At 55.4% G+C, this 20,740-nt stretch carries 19 protein-coding genes; 15 read left to right on the top strand and 4 right to left on the bottom strand.

The window, feature by feature from the left end; genetic code table 11:
* Positions 1 to 62: 62 nt before the first annotated feature.
* The 6 genes from pabC (at position 63) to ptsG (ending at position 6,066) form a co-directional block, all read left to right on the top strand.
* Complete coding sequence (gene pabC / locus BFV65_RS08010) at positions 63 to 872, top strand: aminodeoxychorismate lyase (protein WP_023299796.1); 810 nt, start codon at positions 63 to 65, stop codon at positions 870 to 872.
* Positions 873 to 874: 2 nt separating this feature from the next.
* Entirely contained in the window at positions 875 to 1,897 is a 1,023-nt protein-coding gene (gene yceG, locus BFV65_RS08015; RefSeq protein ID WP_069596445.1) for a cell division protein YceG, read from the top strand.
* Positions 1,887 to 2,528, top strand: coding sequence for a dTMP kinase (gene tmk / locus BFV65_RS08020; RefSeq protein ID WP_022647743.1), 642 nt, complete (start codon positions 1,887 to 1,889; stop codon positions 2,526 to 2,528). The genes yceG and tmk overlap by 11 nt, the downstream gene beginning before the upstream one ends.
* On the top strand, positions 2,525 to 3,529 hold the full coding sequence (holB, locus tag BFV65_RS08025; RefSeq protein WP_023299799.1) for a DNA polymerase III subunit delta': 1,005 nt from the start codon (positions 2,525 to 2,527) through the stop codon (positions 3,527 to 3,529). The genes tmk and holB overlap by 4 nt, the downstream gene beginning before the upstream one ends.
* Positions 3,530 to 3,539: 10 nt before the next feature.
* Positions 3,540 to 4,334: a metal-dependent hydrolase gene (locus tag BFV65_RS08030; RefSeq protein ID WP_023299800.1), complete on the top strand. Its 795-nt coding sequence runs from the start codon at positions 3,540 to 3,542 to the stop codon at positions 4,332 to 4,334.
* 298 nt (positions 4,335 to 4,632) lie between these two features.
* A complete protein-coding gene (ptsG, locus tag BFV65_RS08035) occupies positions 4,633 to 6,066 on the top strand; it encodes a PTS glucose transporter subunit IIBC (protein ID WP_006809245.1) in 1,434 nt (477 codons plus the stop codon).
* A gap of 139 nt (positions 6,067 to 6,205) precedes the next feature.
* On the opposite strand, the gene fhuE is transcribed toward ptsG, so the two are convergent.
* The gene (gene fhuE / locus BFV65_RS08040; protein ID WP_032622149.1) at positions 6,206 to 8,395 is read right to left on the bottom strand and encodes a ferric-rhodotorulic acid/ferric-coprogen receptor FhuE; all 2,190 of its coding nucleotides are present in this window, start codon (positions 8,393 to 8,395) and stop codon (positions 6,206 to 6,208) included.
* Between the two features lie 353 nt (positions 8,396 to 8,748).
* On the opposite strand from fhuE, the gene hinT reads away from it, so the two are divergent.
* The 8 genes from hinT (at position 8,749) to BFV65_RS08080 (ending at position 14,833) form a co-directional block, all read left to right on the top strand.
* Positions 8,749 to 9,108 carry a purine nucleoside phosphoramidase gene (hinT, locus tag BFV65_RS08045; protein WP_006809243.1) on the top strand — a complete coding sequence of 120 codons (360 nt, stop codon included), beginning with the start codon at positions 8,749 to 8,751 and terminating at the stop codon, positions 9,106 to 9,108.
* A 1-nt stretch (position 9,109) separates the two neighbouring features.
* Positions 9,110 to 9,484, top strand: coding sequence for a YcfL family putative periplasmic lipoprotein (locus BFV65_RS08050; protein ID WP_022647747.1), 375 nt, complete (start codon positions 9,110 to 9,112; stop codon positions 9,482 to 9,484).
* Between the two features lie 13 nt (positions 9,485 to 9,497).
* On the top strand, positions 9,498 to 10,142 hold the full coding sequence (lpoB, locus tag BFV65_RS08055; RefSeq protein WP_085929697.1) for a penicillin-binding protein activator LpoB: 645 nt from the start codon (positions 9,498 to 9,500) through the stop codon (positions 10,140 to 10,142).
* Entirely contained in the window at positions 10,123 to 10,947 is an 825-nt protein-coding gene (gene thiK / locus BFV65_RS08060) for a thiamine kinase (RefSeq protein WP_069596446.1), read from the top strand. The genes lpoB and thiK overlap by 20 nt, the downstream gene beginning before the upstream one ends.
* A gap of 11 nt (positions 10,948 to 10,958) precedes the next feature.
* Positions 10,959 to 11,984 carry a beta-N-acetylhexosaminidase gene (nagZ, locus tag BFV65_RS08065; RefSeq protein ID WP_022647749.1) on the top strand — a complete coding sequence of 342 codons (1,026 nt, stop codon included), beginning with the start codon at positions 10,959 to 10,961 and terminating at the stop codon, positions 11,982 to 11,984.
* A gap of 31 nt (positions 11,985 to 12,015) precedes the next feature.
* Positions 12,016 to 12,558: an alpha/beta hydrolase YcfP gene (gene ycfP / locus BFV65_RS08070; RefSeq protein ID WP_022647750.1), complete on the top strand. Its 543-nt coding sequence runs from the start codon at positions 12,016 to 12,018 to the stop codon at positions 12,556 to 12,558.
* Between the two features lie 236 nt (positions 12,559 to 12,794).
* Entirely contained in the window at positions 12,795 to 14,099 is a 1,305-nt protein-coding gene (locus tag BFV65_RS08075; RefSeq protein ID WP_017693633.1) for an NAD(P)/FAD-dependent oxidoreductase, read from the top strand.
* Positions 14,100 to 14,293: 194 nt separating this feature from the next.
* On the top strand, positions 14,294 to 14,833 hold the full coding sequence (locus tag BFV65_RS08080; RefSeq protein ID WP_017384715.1) for a glycine zipper 2TM domain-containing protein: 540 nt from the start codon (positions 14,294 to 14,296) through the stop codon (positions 14,831 to 14,833).
* A 59-nt stretch (positions 14,834 to 14,892) separates the two neighbouring features.
* On the opposite strand, the gene BFV65_RS08085 is transcribed toward BFV65_RS08080, so the two are convergent.
* Positions 14,893 to 15,528 carry a TetR/AcrR family transcriptional regulator gene (locus tag BFV65_RS08085; RefSeq protein ID WP_023305873.1) on the bottom strand — a complete coding sequence of 212 codons (636 nt, stop codon included), beginning with the start codon at positions 15,526 to 15,528 and terminating at the stop codon, positions 14,893 to 14,895.
* Positions 15,529 to 15,773: 245 nt separating this feature from the next.
* On the opposite strand from BFV65_RS08085, the gene bhsA reads away from it, so the two are divergent.
* On the top strand, positions 15,774 to 16,031 hold the full coding sequence (gene bhsA, locus BFV65_RS08090; protein ID WP_006809234.1) for a multiple stress resistance protein BhsA: 258 nt from the start codon (positions 15,774 to 15,776) through the stop codon (positions 16,029 to 16,031).
* A gap of 76 nt (positions 16,032 to 16,107) precedes the next feature.
* On the opposite strand, the gene ldtC is transcribed toward bhsA, so the two are convergent.
* Complete coding sequence (ldtC, locus tag BFV65_RS08095) at positions 16,108 to 17,073, bottom strand: L,D-transpeptidase LdtC (RefSeq protein ID WP_022650791.1); 966 nt, start codon at positions 17,071 to 17,073, stop codon at positions 16,108 to 16,110.
* 144 nt (positions 17,074 to 17,217) lie between these two features.
* Positions 17,218 to 20,664: a transcription-repair coupling factor gene (gene mfd / locus BFV65_RS08100; protein WP_023305875.1), complete on the bottom strand. Its 3,447-nt coding sequence runs from the start codon at positions 20,662 to 20,664 to the stop codon at positions 17,218 to 17,220.
* Positions 20,665 to 20,740 lie beyond the last annotated feature (76 nt).

Genomic DNA, 20,740 nt, shown 5'->3' on the forward strand with positions numbered 1-20,740 from the left:
ATATCCCCTTGTCCGGCTAACCACATCCTGCCAGACTGAGCCTCCATGCATAAGGAGCCACTATGTTTTTAATTAATGGCCTTGAGCAAGAAATGCTGCCGGCAAGCGACAGGGCGACCCAGTTTGGCGATGGCTGTTTCACGACCGCGCGTATTCTCGACGGTGGCGTGTGCCTGCTCGGGGCCCATATCCTTCGTTTACAAAAAGCCTGCGAAGCATTACTGATCCCCTTTTCGCAGTGGGACATTCTTGAAAGTGAAATGCGTCGGCTGGCGTCAGAGAAAGCAAGCGGCGTCCTGAAAGTCATTATCAGCCGCGGCAGCGGTGGTCGGGGCTATAGCGGTTCTGCCTGCCAGCATCCTGCGCGGATCCTTTCCGTTTCAGATTATCCTTCCCATTACGCGCACTGGCGTGAAGAGGGCGTAGTCCTGGCGCTTAGCCCGGTACGTCTGGGGCGAAACCCGATGCTCGCTGGCATAAAACATCTAAACCGTCTTGAACAGGTGCTTATTCGTACTCATCTTGAGCAGACGGAGGCCGGGGAGGCGCTGGTTCTTGACAGCGAAGGGTACATTACGGAATGCTGTGCGGCTAATTTACTCTGGCGGAAGGGCAGTGACGTATTCACGCCTTCGCTGGAGCAGGCCGGAGTCAACGGCATTATGCGGCAATTTTGTTTGCAACAGCTGGCACGCGCAGGCTTTCGCGTTGTCGAAGTTAACGCTAAGGAAGAGGCGCTGCTGGCTGCCGAAGAAGTTGTTATCTGCAATGCGCTGATGCCTGTTGTCCCCGTTCGCGCTTATGACCGCAAGTGCTGGTCATCCCGCGAGCTGTTCCAGTTTCTGGCCCCGTTATGTGAGCAAACCAGGTAGTCATGAAGAAAATGTTACGCTTTGTCCTCCTTCTTATCGTTGCGTTCGGAATCGCTGGCGGAGCGGGAGTGTGGAAAGTCCGTCAGCTGGCTGAAAGTCAGATCCTGATTAAAGACGAGACGATTTTTACCCTGAAAGCGGGGACCGGGCGGCAGGCGCTTGGTCAGCAGCTGTATGACGACAAAATTATCAATCGCCCACGCGTATTCCAGTGGCTGCTGCGTATTGAGCCGGACCTGTCCCACTTCAAGGCCGGTACCTATCGTTTCACCCCTGGCATGACCGTGCGCGAGATGCTGAAACTGCTGGAGAGTGGTAAAGAAGCCCAGTTTCCATTGCGTTTTGTGGAAGGTATGCGTCTGAGCGATTATCTCAGGCAACTGCGTGACGCGCCGTACATCAAGCATACGCTGAAAGATGACCGCTACCAGACCGTGGCAGACGCCTTAAAATTCGAACATCCCGAGTGGGTGGAAGGCTGGTTCTGGCCCGATACGTGGATGTATACGGCAGGCACGACGGATGTGGCAATTCTGAAGCGCGCGCACAACAAAATGGTCGCGGCGGTAGACGCTGCGTGGAAAGGGCGATCAGAGGGGCTGCCTTATAAAGATCAAAACCAGTTCATGACGATGGCCTCGATCATCGAGAAAGAGACGGCCGTTGCTGCCGAACGTGACCAGGTTGCCTCGGTGTTTATTAACCGTCTGCGCATCGGCATGCGTTTGCAAACCGATCCTACCGTCATCTACGGGATGGGCGAAAACTACAACGGCAGGATTTCCAGAAAAGATCTGGAAACGCCAACGGCGTATAATACCTACGTGATTAGCGGCCTGCCGCCTGGACCGATTGCGACGCCGAGTGAAGCATCATTGAAGGCCGCCGCGCACCCGGCCAAAACGCCGTATCTCTATTTTGTGGCTGACGGAAAAGGGGGGCATACGTTCAATACCAACCTGGCCAGTCACAATCGCTCCGTTCAGGACTATCTGAAGGCACTTAAGGAAAAAAATGCGCAGTAAATACATTGTCATTGAGGGACTCGAAGGGGCGGGCAAAACCACCGCCCGTAACGTGGTGGTGGATACGCTGAAATCGCTTGGCGTCGCCGACATGGTCTTCACCCGCGAGCCGGGCGGTACGCAGCTGGCGGAAAAACTGCGCAGCCTGGTTCTGGATATCAAATCCGTTGGCGATGAAGTTATTACCGACAAAGCGGAAGTGCTGATGTTCTATGCGGCGCGCGTTCAGCTGGTGGAGACGGTGATCAAACCCGCTCTGGCAGAAGGCAAATGGGTGATTGGCGATCGCCACGATCTCTCAACCCAGGCGTATCAGGGCGGTGGCCGGGGTATCGATCAGGCCATGCTGGCTACGCTTCGCGACGCGGTTCTGGGCGATTTCCGTCCTGACCTGACGCTGTATCTGGACGTGACCCCTGAGGTGGGCCTGAAGCGCGCCCGTGCCCGCGGCGAACTGGACCGCATCGAACAGGAGTCTTTTGATTTCTTTAACCGCACCCGTGCGCGTTATCTTGAACTGGCCGGGCAGGACAAGACCATTCGTACCATCGATGCGACGCAATCCCTTGAAGACGTTACATGTGATATTCAGCAGACCGTTACGCAGTGGCTACAGGAGCAGCAGGCATGAAATGGTATCCATGGTTGCGCCCACACTTTGAACAGCTGATCGGCAGCTATCAGGTTGGTCGGGGGCATCATGCGTTACTGATCCAGGCGCTGCCGGGAATGGGTGATGATGCGTTGATTTACGCCATCACCCGCTTTCTGATGTGCCAACAGCCGGAAGGACATAAAAGCTGCGGTAAATGCCGGGGTTGCCAGCTCATGCAGGCGGGCACGCATCCTGACTATTACACCCTCGAACCTGAGAAGGGCAAAAATACGCTCGGTATCGACGCGGTGCGTGAGGTCAGTGAGAAACTGTACGAATATGCGCGTCTGGGGGGGGCGAAAGTGGTGTGGCTGAAAGATGCCGCGCTGCTCACGGAAGCCGCAGCCAACGCGCTGTTAAAAACCCTGGAAGAGCCGCCAGAAAACACCTGGTTTTTCCTCTCCTGCCGCGAGCCGGAACGCTTGCTGGCGACGCTGCGCAGTCGCTGCCGTCTTCACCACCTTGCTGTCCCTCAGGAATCCTGGGCACTCGCCTGGCTTGAGCGGGAAGTGACGGTGTCACAAGACGCGGCGCTCTCAGCGTTGCGCCTGTGCAGCGGTGCGCCTGCGGCTGCGCTGGCCTTATTACAGCCCGAAGTGTGGTCCCAGCGTGAAACGCTGTGTCGTGCGGTTGAATCAGCCCTCGACATCCATGACTGGCTGAGCGTGCTGCCAGCGCTGAACAGCGATCAGGCTCCGGAACGGCTGCACTGGCTGGCCGCGCTGCTGCTGGATGCGCTCAAAATTCAGCAGGGGGCTACGCTTCTGACTAACCCTGACGTGTGGGCGCTGGTCACCACGCTGGCGAATCGCCTGTCAGGGCAGTCGCTGCACGCTATCCTTCATGATATCTGCCAGAGTCGTGAACAACTTTTGACGGTAACCGGTCTCAATCGCGAGCTTTTACTGACCGACCAGTTACTGCGTATTGAACACTACCTGCAACCGGGCGTCATACCGCCGGTTTCCCACCTCTGAGAGAGACATTATGTTTTTAGTCGACTCACACTGCCATCTCGATGGCCTGGATTATCAATCCCTGCATAAAAATGTAGACGACGTGCTGGCGAAAGCCGCCGCGCGCGATGTGAAATTTTGCCTGGCCGTGGCGACCACGTTGCCGGGTTACCGCTCCATGCGTGAATTGGTAGGCGAGCGCGATAATGTCGTCTTCTCCTGCGGCGTGCATCCGCTGAATCAGGATGAAGCGTACGACGTTGAGGATTTACGCCGTCTTGCCGCAGAAGAGGGCGTAGTGGCGATGGGCGAGACCGGCCTGGACTATTTCTACACTCCGGAAACGAAACCTCGCCAGCAGGAATCCTTCCGTAACCATATCCGCATTGGCCGGGAACTGAATAAGCCGGTTATCGTTCACACCCGAGATGCGCGCGCCGACACGCTGGGTATCCTGCGGGAAGAAAAGGTGACGGATTGCGGTGGCGTACTACACTGTTTCACAGAAGACAGAGAAACGGCGGGTAAGCTGCTTGATTTGGGCTTTTATATCTCGTTCTCGGGGATTGTCACGTTCCGTAATGCTGAGCAACTGCGTGATGCGGCGCGCTATGTTCCGCTGGATCGTATTCTGGTGGAAACCGATTCCCCGTACCTGGCGCCGGTGCCTCATCGTGGCAAAGAGAACCAGCCAGCGATGACCCGGGATGTCGCTGAGTATATGGCCGTTCTGAAAGGTGTCAGTATTGAAGAACTGGCTCGCGTGACAACGGAAAACTTCGCCAGCCTGTTCCATATTGACCCCGCCCGCCTGCAATCTGTCTGATACACCTGTTATTTTTAGGCTCGTAATTAATAAGTAAAGCGAGTAAAGTTCACCGCCTCATTCGGGGCGGTGATGGCGTTTTTAGACACATCCAGACATGCTTTATGTAAATATCTGCAAGTTTTTTGGCCGTCTTGAACTGAAACGTGATAGCCGTCAAACAAACTCAGAGGGAATTATTTTACTCTGTGTAATAAATAAAGGGCGCTTAGATGTCCTGTCCACGGCGCGGTACTCCCCCCGGGCCAATGCGTGAAAACGTAAAAAAAAGCACAAATACTCAGGAGCACTCTCAATTATGTTTAAGAATGCATTTGCTAACCTGCAAAAGGTCGGTAAATCGCTGATGCTGCCAGTATCCGTACTGCCTATCGCAGGTATCCTGCTGGGTGTCGGTTCTGCAAACTTCAGCTGGCTGCCAGCCGTAGTTTCCCACGTGATGGCCGAAGCAGGCGGTTCTGTTTTTGCTAACATGCCGCTGATCTTCGCTATCGGTGTTGCTCTGGGCTTCACCAATAACGACGGTGTTTCCGCTCTGGCGTCCGTTGTTGCTTACGGCATCATGGTGAAAACCATGGCTGTGGTTGCGCCGCTGGTACTGCATTTACCTGCTGAAGAGATTGCCGCTAAGCACCTGGCGGACACCGGTGTTCTCGGTGGTATCATCTCCGGTGCGATTGCAGCGTATATGTTTAACCGCTTCTATCGCATCAAGCTGCCTGAGTATCTGGGCTTCTTCGCGGGTAAACGTTTTGTGCCGATCATTTCTGGTCTGGCCGCGATTTTCACCGGTGTGGTCCTGTCCTTCATCTGGCCACCAATCGGTACGGCAATCCAGACCTTCTCTCAGTGGGCAGCTTACCAGAACCCGGTTGTGGCGTTCGGTATCTACGGCTTCATTGAGCGCTGCCTGGTACCATTTGGTCTGCACCACATCTGGAACGTTCCATTCCAGATGCAGATTGGTGAATACACCAACGCAGCAGGTCAGGTGTTCCACGGCGACATCCCACGCTACATGGCGGGCGACCCAACGGCAGGTAAACTGTCTGGTGGCTTCCTGTTCAAAATGTACGGTCTGCCGGCCGCTGCAATTGCTATCTGGCACTCTGCTAAACCAGAGAACCGTGCAAAAGTGGGCGGTATCATGATCTCCGCAGCGCTGACCTCGTTCCTGACCGGTATCACCGAGCCGATCGAGTTCTCCTTCATGTTCGTTGCGCCGATCCTGTACATCATCCACGCGGTACTGGCAGGTCTGGCATTCCCAATCTGTATCCTGCTGGGTATGCGTGACGGTACGTCCTTCTCTCACGGCCTGATCGACTTCATCGTTCTGTCCGGTAACAGCAGCAAGCTGTGGCTGTTCCCTATCGTGGGTGCGGGCTACGCAGTGGTGTACTACACCGTCTTCCGCGTGCTGATCAAAGCACTGGACCTGAAAACGCCGGGTCGTGAAGATGCAACGGAAGACAGCAAAGCCGGTGTGACCAGCGAAATGGCACCTGCTCTGGTTGCTGCTTTCGGCGGTAAAGAGAACATCACTAACCTGGACGCGTGTATCACTCGTCTGCGTGTGAGCGTTGCCGACGTTGCGAAAGTCGACCAGCCGGGTCTGAAAAAACTGGGCGCAGCAGGCGTCGTTGTTGCAGGTTCTGGTGTTCAGGCAATCTTCGGAACGAAATCCGATAACCTGAAAACCGAAATGGATGAGTACATCCGCAACAACTAAGCTGTGATCTGGGGAGACTAAGGCAGCCGATTGGCTGCCTTTTTTATTATTGCGGTTTGTGGTGCCGGGTGGCGGCTGCGCCTAACCCGGCCTACGTGATGGGTAGGCCCGGTAAGCGCAGCGCCACCGGGCTTAATACTCAGAAATCGTAGCTCGCGCTCACCGAAACGTTCAGTGGCGCGCCATACACTACATACGATCCGACGTAGTCGTAATACTCTTTGTCGAACAGGTTGTTGACGTTAGCCTGAACAGCAAAGTCTTTGGTGACCTGATAGCGACTGAACAGGTTCACCAGCCCATAGCTGCCTTGCTCCGCGCGGGAACGTCCTGCCGGACCGCCTTCCACGTCCGTCCACACTTTGTTCTGCCAGTTTACGCCACCGCCCACGGTCAGTTCCGGCAGCATTGGCAGTTGATAACGGGTGAACAGCTTCATGGTTGTGCGCGGCTGATCGGAGCTGACGGCGTTGCCATTCTTATCTTCTGCAATGTAACGCGTCGCGCCAAAGGTCAGCTGCCAGTTATCGGTCAGTGCACCGTTGAGCTCAAACTCGACCCCTTTGCTGACCACCCCGTCCAGCGATTCATAAATCGACTCACCGCTCGGCATGTAGGTATACGTGTTGCTGGCCACGTTATCCTGCTCAATGCGGAAAATCGCCAACGAGGTGGTGAGGCGGGTATTAAACCAGTCTGCCTTCACCCCGGCTTCGTAGCTTTTACCCGTGGTAGGGTCGAGATAACGTCCACTGGCATTGCGCTTATCCTGCGGCTGGAAGATAGAGGTATAGCTGACGTAGGTCGACCAGTCCTCATTGATGTCATACACCAGGCCGGCATACGGCGTGACATCATCTTTGGTGCTTTCCAGACGTGTATTCGGCGAACCAGCGGGGTTATAGCGAATGTTGTATTGGGTGTAACGCGCCCCCAGGATCAGATGCAACGGATCGGCGAGTGAGAAACGCGCAGAGGAATAGGCTGAAGACTGGCGAATATCATCCTTGCTGTAGAGTTTCCACGGCGTCCACTGCGGATCGGCAATGTTCCCGTTCCAGTTCTTAAAGTTGCCGACATCAACCATGCCGTATACTGCATCCGGCATGGTGTTGTCGTAATGGTTACGCTGACGGCTAAAGCTGCCGCCGAACATCATCTCGTGCTGACGGCCAAAGAGATCGAAGCCGCCGCGCAGGAAGGCATCGACCGCATCCTGTTTGCGTTCCCCGCGGTTCCAGCCGCCGTAACCCACCAGGCCAGCGCCGGTCTCTTTATCCGGATAACCGGACATATACATCAGCTTAGAGTCAAAGTTGGTTTCAGCATGCATGCCGTTGATGTGCGCTTCCCAGCCATTATCGAAACGCTGGGTCAGGTTAGCGAAGATGCGGGTGCTGTCTTTATCTGAATAGGCCCAGTCAGGCGCGACGGTCTGGCTGCGATTGTAGTTGGTCTTACTTCCGTCGCTGTACCAGGTCGGCAGCCCGCCCCAGGTTGGGTCGGCGGTATGGCTTTCCTGATACTCATACCCTACAGAGAGGGTCGTGCTGTCGGTAACATCTGCATCCATCACGCCGTAGAGGAATTTCTTCCGGTAGTGGTAGTTATCCACGAAGCTGTCGTTGTCCTGATAACCCGTGATCAGACGACCCCGTACCTTACCTGATTCCACCAGCGGCGCCTGGAGATCCAGCACGTAACGCTGCTTGTCCCAGCTGCCGTAGCTGGCGGAAACGTTGCCTTTAAATTCCTGGCTGTCCGCATGCTTGCGCACCATATTAACGTACGCCGCCGGGTTGCCCGTCCCGGACATCAGGCCTGTGGCGCCGCGGACCACTTCAATGCGGTCATAAATTGCGGTATCGGCGGCGGTATCACCAAAGTTCCACACTTCACTGATGGACGTTGGAAGGTCGTCATAGGCGTAGTTGCTGACGAAAAATCCGCGTGAGTAAAATACGGTACGATCGCTGTCCTGCACCTGCGCCGTGATGCCCGTGGTGTTCGTCAGCACCTGGCCGATGGATTGCAGATTCTGGTCAGCCATACGTTGTTGGCTGATAACGCTGACGGACTGTGGGATGTCGCGGGGAACCAGCAACAGTTTGGTGCCGGTGGTGGTGGTTTTTACGCTGTAATCCTGATCCTGGCTGGCAGAAAGATCCTGTGTGTTATCAAAACCCCCATCAACGACGACGGTATCTTCGGCTGTTGAAGCAGCGAAAGCGGTGGTTGGCGTCAATGCCATAGCAATGCAGGCGGCCAGCAACGAAGGTGTTGCGGCAGGCTGACGTTGCCCATCCCTGGTGTGATTAATGAAAGACATCATCAAACCCTTAGTGAATGGTGAAGGTAGTGCGCGACAGTCCCGCTAGCACGGGCTGACGTCGTTTTCTATGTTAAAAATGCGCATGAAAATGCAAATGCGAAATATACGCATTGTGATTAACGCTGTAAACAGATGTTTCGGGATGAACTGAAATCAGGTTTCAGAAAAGAAATGTCCTAAAGCGATGCCTCTTCAGCCAGATGGGCGATAATCAGGAAAGAAATCACGGGAGAAGGTTGAAAGGACAGGAGAAACTCGCTCATACTCTTGTGTTGTGTCACACAGTAAAACAGACAATGTGTGTTAACAACGGACGCACGACGCCAGATTAAACTTAAAAGGAAAAGGTCATGGCTGAAGAAACGATTTTCAGTAAAATTATCCGCCGCGAAATTCCGTCGGATATTGTCTATCAGGATGAACTGGTCACGGCTTTCCGCGACATTTCTCCCCAGGCGCCGACGCACATCCTTATTATTCCCAATATTCTGATTCCGACCGTCAATGACGTTAAAACCGAGCATGAAGTTGCGCTGGGCCGTATGCTTACGGTGGCCGCGAAAATTGCTGAGCAGGAAGGGATTGCTGAAGATGGATACCGTTTGATCATGAACTGTAATCGCCATGGCGGCCAGGAAGTCTATCATATTCATATGCATCTTCTGGGTGGACGTCCACTGGGACCGATGCTGGCACATAAAGGTCTTTAATATGTTAACTGGGCGTATTGCAGCGCTGATCGTGACGCTGGTTATGGTTGGGTGCAGCGCGCGTCCCGCCATCCCGGTCAGTGAAGAACAGACGCTGGTGATGGAGTCCTCAGTGCTTGCTGCGGGCATCACGGCGGAAAATCCTTCGTTGACCATAAGCGAAATTCAGTCTTCTGCCTCCTCTACGCTCTATAACGAAAGGCAAGAGCCAGTGACGGTGCATTATCGCTTCTACTGGTATGACGTGAGAGGTCTTGAGATGCACCCGCTTGAGGCGCCGCGTAGCGTGACGGTCCCGGCAAGATCGTCGGTCACGCTCTACGGCAGCGCCAGCTATCTGGGTGCACATAAGGTGAGACTTTATCTTTATTTGTAAGGAGTGAACCTTGATTAAAACAATGAGCCGTTATGCGCTCCTGAGTGCGTTCGCACTCTTTCTGGCAGGCTGTGTGACGCGAACGGAAGAACCTGCACCGGTGGATCAGGCGAAGCCGGGAACGGAACAGCCGACCACACCGGCGCAACCTGTTCCAACCGTGCCGTCTGTACCGACTATTCCGGCGCAGCCTGGCCCGATCGAACATCCGGACGATACCGCGCAGCCTGCGCCGCGAGTGCGGCACTATGACTGGAACGGCGCGATGCAGCCGATGGTGGGCAAAATGTTGCAGGCACAGGGCGTTACGCCTGGCAGTGTGCTGCTGGTGGACAGCGTGAACAACCGTACAAACGGTTCCCTGAATGCGGGAGAAGCGACGGAAACCCTGCGCAACGCGCTGGCAAACAACGGTAAATTTACGCTGGTCTCAGCCCAGCAGCTCGCGGTCGCCAAGCAACAGCTTGGTCTGTCGCCTCAGGACAGCCTGGGTTCGCGCAGTAAAGCGATTGGTATCGCCCGCAACGTTGGTGCGCAGTATGTCCTTTATTCTAACGCGACAGGCAACGTGAACACGCCGTCGTTGCAGATGCAGTTAATGCTGGTTCAAACCGGCGAAATTATCTGGTCAGGTAAAGGTGCCGTTACGCAACAATAAGCGCACGCGTCATGATGTCCTGACGCGTTATTTCTCCCAGTACCGTGTTATCGCGCCGCAAGCCCCCGTCGGGCTTGGTGGCGCGAGTTGCATTATTGAGCGTGGCGACCATCGGCTGGTTTTACGTCAGCATTACGATGCCGCCGCGCCTGCCGCCCATTTTCGTCGCCAGTTCCGCGCCCTGAAGCGCCTTCCCGCCGACCTTGCCCCGAAACCTCATCTCTTTATCAGGGACTGGATGGCGGTGGCGTTTATTGCGGGTGAGATCAAAAGCGAGCTTCCCGATACGCCCACGCTGGCAGCCATGCTGTATCATCTGCATCGACAGCCGCGTCTGGGCTGGCGGGTGACGTTACTTCCATTACTGGATAGCTATTGGCAGCAGGCTGCGCCTGGACGACGCACGCCCTTCTGGCTGGCGCAGCTTAAGCGGCTGCGTAAAGCGGGAGAGCCGAAGGCGTTACGTCTGGCGCCGCTGCATATGGATGTCCATGCGGGGAATATCGTTCATACCACGGCGGGCGAGAAACTTATCGACTGGGAATATGCCGGGGATGGTGACGTGGCGCTTGAACTCGCTGCGGTCTGGATGCCTGATGAGGCTTCGCGCGTGCAGCTGATAACCGCCTATGCCCGAAACGCCAACATAAATGTACTCACCCTTGCGCGGCAGGTCGCGCGCTGGCGTCCGTGGGTGCTGATGCTGATGGCGGGATGGTTTGAAATGCGCCTTCAGCAGACAGATGACGAACAATTTATTGCGCTGGCAAATGATGCCTGGCGTCAGTTACAAACGAAAGGATAAGAGAGGTTGGTGTGGGTCCAGTAATGTTGGATGTTGAAGGGTTTGAGCTTGATGCGGAAGAGCGCGAAATTCTGGCGCACCCGCTGGTAGGGGGGCTGATTCTTTTCACCCGCAATTATCACGATCCGGCGCAGTTGCGCGAGCTGGTTCGCCAGATCCGCGCGGCGTCACGCAATCGCCTGGTGGTGGCCGTCGACCAGGAAGGTGGACGCGTGCAGCGTTTCCGCGAAGGGTTTACCCGTTTACCCGCCGCACAATCTTTTGCTGCGCTGCTGGGTGCTGAAGAGGGCGGTCAACTGGCGCAGGACGCAGGCTGGCTGATGGCGAGCGAGATGATCGCCATGGATATCGATATCAGCTTCGCCCCGGTGCTGGACGTAGGACACATTAGTGCGGCAATAGGTGAGCGTTCGTATCATGACGATCCACGTATCGCGCTGGCAATGGCGACGCGCTTCATTGACGGTATGCACGATGCGGGCATGAAAACCACCGGCAAGCATTTCCCGGGCCACGGGGCGGTGACGGCGGATTCCCATAAAGAAACCCCGCGCGATCCGCGCCCGGAAGCAGACATTCGCGCTAAAGATATGTCTGTTTTCCGCTCGCTGATTACCGATAACAAGCTGGACGCTATTATGCCTGCGCACGTCATCTACAGTGACGTTGATCCGCGTCCGGCCAGCGGCTCTCCGCACTGGCTTAAAACCGTGCTGCGTCAGGAGTTGGGCTTCAATGGCGTTATTTTCTCTGACGATTTATCCATGGAAGGGGCGGCGATCATGGGAAGCTATGCCGAACGTGGGCAGGCTTCGCTGGATGCGGGTTGCGATATGATCCTCGTCTGCAATAATCGTAAAGGGGCGGTGAGCGTGCTGGATAACCTGTCGCCGATCAATGCTGAACGTGTTACACAATTGTATCATAAAGGTTCATTTAGTCGTCAGGAGCTGATGGACTCGGCGCGCTGGAAAACGGTAAACGCCCGGCTTGAAGCCCTGAACGAGCGCTGGCAGGCACATAAAGCAGCCCTTTAATTCATCCCGGAAGGCGTAGCGTGGTGAGACGATGATCATTTATTTACACGGTTTTGACTCAAACAGTCCTGGTAATCATGAGAAAGTGCTGCAATTGCAGTTTATCGATCCGGATGTCCGGCTGATCAGTTACAGCACGCGTCATCCGAAACATGACATGCAGCATCTGCTTAAAGAAGTGGACAAAATGTTGCAGCTCAATATCGACGATCGTCCGCTGATCTGCGGCGTGGGGTTGGGGGGATACTGGGCAGAGCGCATCGGTTTTTTATGCGATATCCGTCAGGTCATTTTTAATCCTAACCTGTTTCCAAACGAAAACATGGAAGGCAAGATTGACCGTCCGGAAGAGTACGCCGATATCGCAACAAAATGCGTGAGCAATTTCCGCGAAAAGAACCGCGACCGGTGTCTGGCGATCCTCTCCCGCAACGATGAAGCGCTGGACAGCTCCCGCGCTGCCGAACTTCTGCATCATTACTACGAAATTGTCTGGGATGAAGAGCAGACCCACAAGTTCAAAAATATTTCCCCGCACTTGCAGCGTATTAAGGCCTTTAAGACGCTGGGCTGAACTCCCTGAACATGACAAAGGCCCGGTACGTGAAAGCGTGCCGGGCCTCTTTTTTGTCAGAGTTGTCTACTTTTAAACCATCAAAACTTGATACATATCAATTTTGGTATGACCAATGCGCCTGACGTGCTATTCTCAATGAATCTGAATGGTTTCAGCGCAGTAACCTGTTGTTAATTAAGGGTTATTTATATAACTTTTAATTAACAATTGGTTAATAATTTGAGGGGGTCACGTTGACTACGCCATTGAAAAAGATAGTGATTGTCGGCGGTGGTGCTGGCGGACTGGAGCTGGCGACGCAGCTGGGTAAGAAACTGGGTCGCGGTAAGAAAGCCAAAATCACGCTGGTGGATCGTAACCACAGCCATCTGTGGAAGCCGTTACTGCACGAAGTGGCGACCGGGTCGCTGGATGAGGGCGTGGATGCGCTCAGCTATCTGGCACATGCGCGTAACCACCACTTCCAGTTCCAGCTGGGTTCGGTGGTGGACATCAACCGTGAAAATAAAACCATCACGCTGGCTGAGCTGCGTGATGATAAAGGCGAGCTGCTGGTTCCTGAGCGCAAGCTGGCCTATGACACGCTGGTGATGGCCCTGGGCAGTACGTCCAATGATTTCAACACCCCAGGCGTAAAAGAGCACTGTATCTTCCTGGATAACCCGCATCAGGCGCGTCGTTTCCATCAGGAGATGCTTAACCTGTTCCTGAAGTACACCAACAACATGGGTGCTAACGGCAAGGTTAACATTGCTATCGTGGGCGGCGGCGCAACGGGCGTTGAATTATCGGCGGAGTTGCACAATGCGGTCAAACAGCTGCACAGCTATGGCTACAAAGGGCTGACTAATGAAGCGCTGAATGTGACGCTGGTGGAAGCAGGTGAACGTATTCTGCCTGCGCTGCCGCCGCGTATTTCCGGCGCGGCGCACAACGAGCTGACCAAACTGGGCGTGCGCGTGCTGACCCAGACCATGGTGACCAGCGCGGATGAGGGTGGACTGCATACCAAAGATGGCGAATACATCCAGGCCGACCTGATGGTCTGGGCTGCGGGGATCAAAGCGCCTGATTTCATGAAAGATATCGGTGGGCTGGAGACAAACCGCATTAACCAACTGGTGACAGAGCCGACGCTGCAAACCACGCGCGATCCGGACATCTTCGCTATCGGCGACTGTGCCTCCTGCGCGCGTCCGGAAGGCGGGTTTGTGCCTCCTCGCGCTCAGGCCGCGCATCAGATGGCAAGCCTCGTGCTGCATAACATCCTGGCGCAGATGAAAGGCAAACCGATGAAAGCCTATGTCTACAAAGACCACGGCTCTCTGGTGTCGCTCTCAAACTTTTCCACCGTGGGCAGCCTGATGGGCAACCTGATGCGCGGCTCCATGATGGTGGAAGGGCGCATCGCCCGCTTCGTGTACATTTCTCTGTACCGTATGCACCAGATTGCGCTGCACGGCTACTTCAAAACCGGCCTGATGATGCTGGTCGGCCGCATCAACCGCGTTATCCGCCCACGCCTGAAGCTGCACTAATTTCTCCCTCCCTCCGGGCTCTCCGGAGGGAATTCTTAGCACATCATGCTGTGCATTTCGCTCCTGACGCTTAAGAGTTCTCTTAAACAGACGCTATCCCAGCTCATCCCCCGGTTTTTTGATCCTTTATCTTATTGGCGAAGCGTTTATTGCGCTGCAAAATTGCTACCAATTGCAACAAAGGAGGAAGTCCCGTGAATAAATCAATGTTGGCGGGTATAGGGATTGGCGTCGCAGCTGCGTTAGGTGTGGCTGCCGTTGCCAGTCTGAACGTACTTGATCGTGGCCCGCAGTATGCGCAGGTGGTTTCCGCTACACCGATCAAAGAGACGGTCAAGACGCCTCGTCAGGAGTGCCGTAATGTTTCTGTCACCCATCGTCGTCCGGTTCAGGATGAAAACCGTATCGCTGGCTCCGTGCTGGGCGCGGTTGCTGGTGGGGTGATTGGTCATCAGTTTGGTGGTGGCCGTGGTAAGGATGTCGCGACGGTAGTTGGTGCGCTGGGTGGCGGTTATGCCGGTAACCAGGTGCAGGGCGCGATGCAGGAAAATGATACCTACACCACAACGCAGCAGCGCTGTAAAACCGTATATGACAAGTCTGAAAAAATGTTGGGCTACGACGTAACCTACAAAATTGGCGATCAGCAGGGCAAAATCCGCATGGATAAAGATCCTGGTACGCAGATCCCTCTCGACAGCAATGGTCAGCTGATACTGAATAACAAAGTGTAAAAAAGATGTTCTCTGAACTTAGCTCCTCATGCGCTCAGGCTGAGGAGCTTTTTTTTGCGTCAGAGTTTAAGAAGTTCAGGCCACAGGCGCAGCGTTATTTGCGTAATCCCCTGCAGTTTTTCCAGCGTCGCGCCTTCACGGGCGCTGATGGACATCCCCTGTAGAATACAGCTCAGATACTGGGCCAGCTCCTGCGGACGGCAATGCGCCGGAATTTCACCGCGCTGCTGGCGTTGAGCCAGAAACGTGCTGAGCGTCTCCTCCTGCATCGCATGGCGCGATTTGACCGTGTTGGCAATCTCTTTCGACGATGCCGCGAGGGTCGCGGAGGTGTTGATCATAAAACAGCCCGCGGGCGTGTCTTTACTGGTAAAGCAGGTTGCGACTGCGCAGAAATAATCCTGCAATGCCTGCTCAACCGTTTTTTCTTCACAGAATAGCTGGGCTTCGTGTTTTGCCGCGAAGCGCGAGATGTATCTGTCCAGAACGGCCCGGAATAAGCCTTCTTTGTTGGTGAACTCTGCGTACAGGGTAGGGGCTTTCGCGCCCGTTGCTTCCACCAGGTCGGAGAGCGACGTGGCTTCATACCCATGCTGCCAGAAGAGCGTCATGGCCTTATCGAGCGCCGCATCCCTGTCGAACACTTTTGGTCGGCCACGGCTTTTCTTTGCGCAACGCGTGACATCGGTTGTCATGTGCCGTTGGTCCTCTGTTGTTTTGTTGAATAGTCATTATAAAAATAAACGTCTGCGACGACCAGCGGTGATTTCTTAAAAATAATTTAATTTTATCTTTATGAAATATAAGGAAAATGAAATTAATTTAACGACCATTATAAAAATGGGTTGACGTGTGACCTGGATCACATCTATCATTTACCTATCGATCGTTAACTAAATAACTAACGACCACTACATCATCTGCCCAAAGGTATAAAATCATGAAAAACGTTAAAACCCTCATCGCTGCCGCCGTTCTGAGTTCACTCTCTTTCGCAAGCTTCGCTGCTGTTGAAGTGCAATCCACTCCAGCAGACCAGCAGAAAGTCGGTACCATCTCTGCCACTGCCGGGACTAACCTCGGCTCTCTGGAAGATCAGCTGGCACAAAAAGCTGACGAAATGGGTGCGAAATCATTCCGCATCACCTCTGTGACCGGTCCTAACACCCTGCACGGTACCGCAGTTATCTACAAATAAGCGTAACGCAACCCTCCGTTATGCCACTGCAAAAAAAAACGCCCTGCTAATGCAGGGCGTTTGTCGTTATTACCGTTTACATTGACTGCTGAGCAACCTCATGATGCCGCGTGACATCGGTTGGCATCCCGGAGCGCGCTTCCATCGCCCGCTCCATCACTGCGCCATCGGTGTTTGCATTCGTTTTAAAGCTCACCATCGAGGCATTCAGATTAATCGGCAGCGTCTGCGGATCGTCATTAATGTTTTTCGATAGCGGCTGGTGGATCTCAACCAGACGGACGCCACCCGGCTCTTCAGACACTTTAATCGGCGTATTGATGATATTCACTTTCGTGCCAGGGGCGATCACGCGGTAGAGCGTTTTGATGTCGTCATCGCGCAGGCGAATGCAGCCGGAGCTGACGCGCATCCCGATCCCAAAATCCGCATTCGTTCCGTGCAGAAGATAAACCCCACCGTAGGCCGCCAGGCGAATGGCATGGTGCCCCATCGGATTATCCGGGCCCGCGGGAACCACGGCAGGGAGATCGATACCCTGTGCCTTATAGCGGGCGCGGATGTTTGCCGTCGGAGTCCAGGTTGGATTAGCGCGCTTGTCGGAGACGGTGGTCACCATGGTCGGCGTGAGCGTATCGCCTCCCAGCTGGCCGATGCCGATAGGGTAGACGGTTACTTCATTTTTCCCCGGCGGGTAATAGTAAAGACGCAGCTCGGCGAGGTTTATCACAATCCCCTGACGCGGCGCGTCCGGCAGGATGGTTTGCAGCGGAATCGTCAGTACGCTGCCCGCCCGGGGCACATAGGGATCTACGCCCGGGTTGGCCTGCAACAGCGCCAGGAACCCGACGTTATATTTTTTAGCAATCGCTTCCAGCGAACCGCCATCGTTTTCAACCACGTGAAAGCGGTTTTCACCTACGACGTTGCTGCCGGCGGGCGGAAGAGGCCAGGTATTGGCGCGAGCAGGGAGCGCGACGGCAACCGTCGCGGCCAGCGCAACCAGAGTTAACCAGCGGGTAAAACGCGAAGAAATCATCATTATCATAATCCATACAAATGATAAGGTTATTGTTTTATAAGGCGTTAATGATAATTATGGCGAATGTATGGTCCGGAAGATCGGGCGAAGTGCAAAGAGTTTGTAAATTGTCCCCCACCAGCCGGGCGCTGGCGGGGGAAACCGTTATGCGATGGCGTTCTCTTCCAATTGACGCATAAAGTTACGCACCCAGTCCATGCGGATTTTACGTTCCGTCAGATCCTGAGTAAATTTCAGACGCGTCGGGCCATCAAGACGGAAATGCTGCGGCTGTTTTTGCAGAAGGCCAATCAGCCACATCGGATCGACGTGGTTCTTCTCGGCAAACTCAATTACGCCGCCTTTCTCGTTGCCTTCAAGCTTACGAATGCCCAGCTTCTGCGCCTGCTGACGCAGGCGGGCAATATCCAGCAGGTTGCGCGCCGCATCGGGCAATATCCCAAAACGGTCAATCAGTTCGACTTTAATCTCTTCCAGCTCGCCTTCGCGTTTCGCGCTGGCAATGCGTTTGTAGAACGACAGACGGGTATTCACGTCAGGAATAAAATCATCCGGCAACAGGGAAGGCATACGCAGTTCCACTTCGGTCTGCTGGCTGGTGAGATCTTCCAGAGACGGTTCACGTCCGGCTTTAAGCGCGTCGACGGCATTTTCCAGCAGCTCCATATACAGAGAGAAACCGATGGTTTCCATGGAGCCGCTCTGGTCTTCACCCAACAACTCACCGGCGCCGCGGATCTCCAGGTCGTGCGTCGCCAGCGCAAAACCAGCACCCAGATCTTCCAGCGAGGCGATAGCTTCCAGACGCTTTTGCGCGTCGGTGGTCATCGCCTTCGGATGCGGCGTCAGCAGCCACGCGTAGGCCTGATGGTGCGAACGCCCGACGCGCCCGCGCAGCTGATGCAGCTGGGCCAGGCCGAAGTGATCCGCGCGTTCGATGATGATGGTGTTCGCCGTCGGAATGTCGATCCCGGTCTCAATGATGGTGGTACATACCAGCACGTTGAAACGCTGATGGTGGAAGTCGTTCATCACCCGCTCCAGCTCGCGCTCGCGCATCTGGCCGTGACCAATGGCGATGCGCGCTTCCGGCACCAGCTCTGCCAGCCTGTCGGCGGCTTTCTGAATGTTTTCAACGTCGTTATACAGGTAATATACCTGGCCGCCGCGCAGCACTTCACGCAGGATCGCCTCGCGAACCACCAGATTGTCGTACTCGCGAACAAAGGTTTTCACCGCCAGACGGCGCGCTGGCGGGGTGGCAATAATCGACAGATCGCGCATGCCGCTCATCGCCATATTCAGGGTGCGCGGGATCGGCGTGGCGGTCAGGGTCAGAATGTCGACGTCGGCGCGCATCGCTTTGATGCGCTCTTTGTGGCGCACCCCAAAGCGGTGCTCTTCATCGACGATCAGCAGCCCCAGATCTTTCCACTTCACGTCGCTTTGCAGCAGCTTGTGGGTGCCGATCAGAATGTCAATTTTGCCTTCGCTTGCCTGTTCCAGGATTTGCGTCTGCTCTTTGGCGCTGCGGAAACGCGACAGCATCTCAATGCGTACCGGCCAGTTGGCGAAGCGGTCGCGGAAGTTGTCGAAGTGCTGCTGGGCGAGGAGGGTAGTCGGCACCAGCACCGCCACCTGCTTGTTGTTTTCCACCGCCAGGAAAGCGGCACGCATTGCTACCTCGGTTTTACCGAAGCCCACGTCGCCGCAGACTAAGCGATCCATCGCCAGCGGCTGGCACATGTCGCTCAGCACGGCATTTATGGCCTGAGCCTGATCCGGCGTAGTTTCAAACGGGAAGCTGTCGCAGAACAGCTGGTACTGCTCTTTATCATGCTTAAACGCATAACCCTCTTTGGCCGCACGCTGGGCGTAAATGTCCAGCAGCTCGGCGGCCACGTCGCGCACTTTTTCCGCCGCCTTCTGCCGCGCGCGTGACCAGGCGTCGCCGCCCAGCTTATGCAGCGGCGCGTTATCTTCCGCGCCACCGGCGTAGCGGCTGATAAGGTGCAGGGACGACACCGGCACGTACAGTTTGGCGTCGTTCGCGTAGGTCAGCATCAGGTATTCACCTTTGATGCCGCCTGCTTCGAGGGTGGTCATTCCCTGATAGCGACCCACACCGTGTTCCAGGTGAACGATCGGCTGACCGGGGTGCAGTTCGGCCAGGTTGCGGATCAGGGTGTCCGGGTTGATGGTGCGACGGCTGTCCTGACGACGGCGCGCCACGCGCTCGCCCAGCAGGTCGCTTTCACAAATCAAGGCCAGGTTATTGAGCGTATCAATAAATCCGTGCTCGGCGGAGCCGATCATCAGGTAACGACCATTTCCGGTCGCTTCGCTCAGGCGATGAATGCGCTTCGGTGCAACTTTGATCCGCCCTAGTAGTTCGCCCAGCGCTTCACGACGACCCTCACTCTCAACGGAGAACACCACTGGCCCGGTGAAGGAATCAAGAAACTTGCGCAGGTTATCGAGCGGGGATTTCTGCTGCGCCTGGACGGCCAGATCGGGCAGCGTCCGGAACGCGAGATTGGTGTTCGCCGCCTTATCGGCAAGCGAATCGGTTTTGAGCTGCATACGCGGCCAGCGTTTTAGCTCGGCGTTGAGCTCGTCGGTACGCAGCCACAGCATTTCCGGCGGCAGCAGCGGACGCATCGGGTCAACGCCCCGGTTTTCAAAGCGGGCGCGCGTTTCGCTTTCAAAGCGGCTGGCGCTGGCGTCGATATCCCCGGTGTTAACAATCAGCGTATTGGCCGGGAAGTAGCTGAACAGCGCCGGCAGCGGTTCGTTAAAGAACAGGGGCTGCCAGTACTCGATCCCCGCCGGAAGGGTGCCTTTGCTGACCTGCTGGTAGATATGTTCGGCATCACGTTTCACGTCGAACCTGTCGCGCCACTGGCTGCGGAACAGTTCGATGGCGGTTTTATCCGTCGGGAACTCATGGGCGGGCAGCAGATTAATGGAGTCCACTTCCTCCAGCGTGCGCTGGGTGTCGGCGTCGAACACGCGCAGGCTGTCGATCTCATCATCGAAGAAATCCAGACGATACGGCTGGTCGCTGCCCATCGGATAGAGATCCAGCAGCGCACCGCGCGTCGCGTATTCGCCGTGTTCCATCACCTGATCGACATGGCGGTAACCGGCTCCGTCAAGCTGCACGCGCAGGGCATCGCGCGACAGGCGCTGGCCTTTTTTCATCACCAGCGCATGGCCGTGCAAATAGCTGTGCGGACAGACGCGCTGCATCAGGGTATTCACCGGCACAATCAGCACGCCGCGCTGCATGGTGGGGAGCTGATACAGCGTCGACAGGCGTGAGGAGATGATCTCCTGGTGCGGAGAGAAACTGTCGTAGGGAAGCGTTTCCCAGTCGGCCAGGCTGAATACCAGACTGTCGGTGAACTGACGAATTTCGTCGTGCAGGCGCAGGGCGTTTTGCATGTCCGGGGCAACCAGCACCACCGGCCCCGGATGGCGCTCGGCAATTTCCGCCACCAGCGTGGCGCAGGCCGCGCCTGTCAGTTCGCCCAGCTGGCGTTGGTCACCTGCTTTTACAGGCAAGGAAAAACGATAGTGTTCAGGCATGGCTATGTCAGGGTCTCTTGGGGATATACCAACAGTATTGGGGCATATCACTGATACGCAATGTCTTTATTATCCT

Origin of the sequence: Enterobacter hormaechei subsp. hoffmannii (assembly GCF_001729745.1) — a bacterium.
GTDB lineage: Bacteria > Pseudomonadota > Gammaproteobacteria > Enterobacterales > Enterobacteriaceae > Enterobacter > Enterobacter intestinihominis.

What these genes read in the sequence shown, in the direction of transcription:
- pabC (WP_023299796.1), top strand. Translation starts at nt 63, where the DNA reads ATGTTTTTAATTAATGGCCTTGAGCAAGAAATGCTGCCGGCAAGCGAC.
- yceG (WP_069596445.1), top strand. Translation starts at nt 875, where the DNA reads ATGAAGAAAATGTTACGCTTTGTCCTCCTTCTTATCGTTGCGTTCGGA.
- tmk (WP_022647743.1), top strand. Translation starts at nt 1,887, where the DNA reads ATGCGCAGTAAATACATTGTCATTGAGGGACTCGAAGGGGCGGGCAAA.
- holB (WP_023299799.1), top strand. Translation starts at nt 2,525, where the DNA reads ATGAAATGGTATCCATGGTTGCGCCCACACTTTGAACAGCTGATCGGC.
- BFV65_RS08030 (WP_023299800.1), top strand. Translation starts at nt 3,540, where the DNA reads ATGTTTTTAGTCGACTCACACTGCCATCTCGATGGCCTGGATTATCAA.
- ptsG (WP_006809245.1), top strand. Translation starts at nt 4,633, where the DNA reads ATGTTTAAGAATGCATTTGCTAACCTGCAAAAGGTCGGTAAATCGCTG.
- fhuE (WP_032622149.1), bottom strand. Translation starts at nt 8,395, where the DNA reads ATGTCTTTCATTAATCACACCAGGGATGGGCAACGTCAGCCTGCCGCA.
- hinT (WP_006809243.1), top strand. Translation starts at nt 8,749, where the DNA reads ATGGCTGAAGAAACGATTTTCAGTAAAATTATCCGCCGCGAAATTCCG.
- BFV65_RS08050 (WP_022647747.1), top strand. Translation starts at nt 9,110, where the DNA reads ATGTTAACTGGGCGTATTGCAGCGCTGATCGTGACGCTGGTTATGGTT.
- ycfP (WP_022647750.1), top strand. Translation starts at nt 12,016, where the DNA reads ATGATCATTTATTTACACGGTTTTGACTCAAACAGTCCTGGTAATCAT.
- BFV65_RS08085 (WP_023305873.1), bottom strand. Translation starts at nt 15,528, where the DNA reads ATGACAACCGATGTCACGCGTTGCGCAAAGAAAAGCCGTGGCCGACCA.
- bhsA (WP_006809234.1), top strand. Translation starts at nt 15,774, where the DNA reads ATGAAAAACGTTAAAACCCTCATCGCTGCCGCCGTTCTGAGTTCACTC.
- ldtC (WP_022650791.1), bottom strand. Translation starts at nt 17,073, where the DNA reads ATGATGATTTCTTCGCGTTTTACCCGCTGGTTAACTCTGGTTGCGCTG.
- mfd (WP_023305875.1), bottom strand. Translation starts at nt 20,664, where the DNA reads ATGCCTGAACACTATCGTTTTTCCTTGCCTGTAAAAGCAGGTGACCAA.